At 35.0% G+C, this 1,916-nt stretch carries 1 protein-coding gene and 2 pseudogenes; all 3 read right to left on the reverse strand.

Features of this window, described 5'->3' with window-relative positions; translation table 11 throughout:
- Positions 1-95, reverse strand: a pseudogene (locus tag AB3X49_RS22225) (IS6 family transposase); the annotation flags it as partial.
- A gap of 700 nt (positions 96-795) precedes the next feature.
- Positions 796-927 (reverse strand): hypothetical protein, encoded by a 132-nt coding sequence (locus AB3X49_RS22230; RefSeq protein ID WP_367964781.1) that lies wholly within the window; start codon positions 925-927, stop codon positions 796-798.
- A 328-nt stretch (positions 928-1,255) separates the two neighbouring features.
- A pseudogene (locus AB3X49_RS22235) lies at positions 1,256-1,897 on the reverse strand (IS6 family transposase).
- Positions 1,898-1,916: the final 19 nt, after the last annotated feature.

Below are 1,916 nucleotides of genomic sequence, written 5' to 3' on the forward strand. Positions count from 1 at the left end.
AGTGGTGTACCCTGTGGTATACACTTTTCTTCCTTTAGTTCACGTATCGCAACAGGATAGACTTTATCACCATCAGCAGTTATCGAGCGTTTTTTATTTTTCAATAGCTAACTTTCTGAAAGTTTGTTGAAATTTAGTTACTGATATGTGTAACAACTGGCCTGTGCTTCTGTACAGGCTTTTTTGATGCTAGTTTTTAGCCAACAGATTCATCGTTCTCACCCTTTCTTGATGATTCGCGCATCGGAATATCCAGGAACCCATTTACTAGGTGAGGGACACCATTAGATTACTGAATATTACAACAAATTAAGGCTTGTCCTATTTAGCTAGATGAAATCTTAATATCTGAATTTGTCTTTGGAATAGATAAATTCATCCATTTCTTCATAAGAATGACATGGTATAGTTGTAATTGAAGCAAAATCCCTATTAAATTTCTTGTTTATTTTTTTCGTTAGTCCCTTTTACCAAAGTCCTAGTTCTAATCTAGGGCTTTGTGTCATTTAGCTATAGTGATTCTTAACAACCTCCACACATTATGATTTGTCTGTTTTCAGGACAAATCTATTCATGTTTTTATAAGGATGACATGGTATAGTTAAAACTGCTGGTAAAACTCTAGCAATTTTTTGTATTGGCACTTACTTACTTGCTAAGCCCTAGTCTAGGGCTTAGTCCCATTTAGCGAGAGTTATATACTTGTATGTTTCCTCAACCTTATCTGTGCTGTTATCTATCCCTCTAGCTCTTAAATCCTTTATGATCCACGATAGTTTCTTTCGTTCGGATTCATCATGCTGCTGTTGACTTGTCATCCCGTGACCATCCTGTCTTTTTGTCCCAGACATCTATTCGATGCACTAAATATACCGCTAAATAAATTACTGCTGATACAATTGTCAGTGATAATGTACTTTCTTCCATTGTTCATTCCTCCTTATGTTCCTAAAGGATATTTAAAGCGTCTTCAATCAATCCTTCTAAATATGACCTGGTCAAGAAAAAACTGGAATATGAAATATATTATGCAATTGATTTTGAATACTGATACGGAGGCATTTCATTTAATGATGAGTACGGTGTTGCAAAGTTTAAAAATCACTCGAATCTATGAATGAAACATACAATTTTTCATATATTACCGATCGTTTATTCTGAATGAGTGCATGTTAATTCATATTTTTACGAAATTAACATTTTGCAACAGAACCTGAGGATCAATGTTTAGAAAGTAGCTAGTAATTGTGGAAGTTCATTGTACGTTGAAAAGGCGGAGTCTTTGTTTATATAAAGCATTAATCGTTTCGATTCCTTTGATGGTACGAGAAGCATGACGAAGAGTTTGAAATCCAGCTGATTTCACAAATCAGCGTTTGACATGTCGATGATCCTGTTCAATGAAATTATTACGATGTTTAATCCTACAGTGTTTCGTATGCGTATAATATTCGTCTTTTTGTAATTTTTTAAATGCACAAAGCAAAGCAGGTGCCTTGTCTGTCGTAAGAACCGATGGTTCTCCGAACTGTTTAACCAATCTTTTCATGAAGGAATAAGCTGCTTGATGATTACGTGTTTTTCGAAGTTGAAAGTCTAGTGTATGTCCTTCACTATCAATGGCGCGATATAAATAACACCATTCTCCTTTGACTTTGATATACGTCTCATCCAAATGCCAAGCATGGTGTGCTGATTTGTTTTTCTTCTTCCAAATTTGATAGATCAGATTTCCATATTCATGCATCCAACGCATGATAGTTGTAGGATGAACTGATACACCACGTTCTTTCAAGATTTCAGAAACATCACGATAACTTAAAGAAAAACGACAGTAATAGCCAACGGCTACTAAAATAATGTCTTTCTTGAACTGTTTCCCTTTAAAATATCTCATTTTGGATGCTCCTCACTCT

The organism is Bacillus sp. C30 (genome assembly GCF_040838255.1).
Classification (GTDB): domain Bacteria; phylum Bacillota; class Bacilli; order Bacillales; family Bacillaceae_G; genus Bacillus_A; species Bacillus_A mycoides.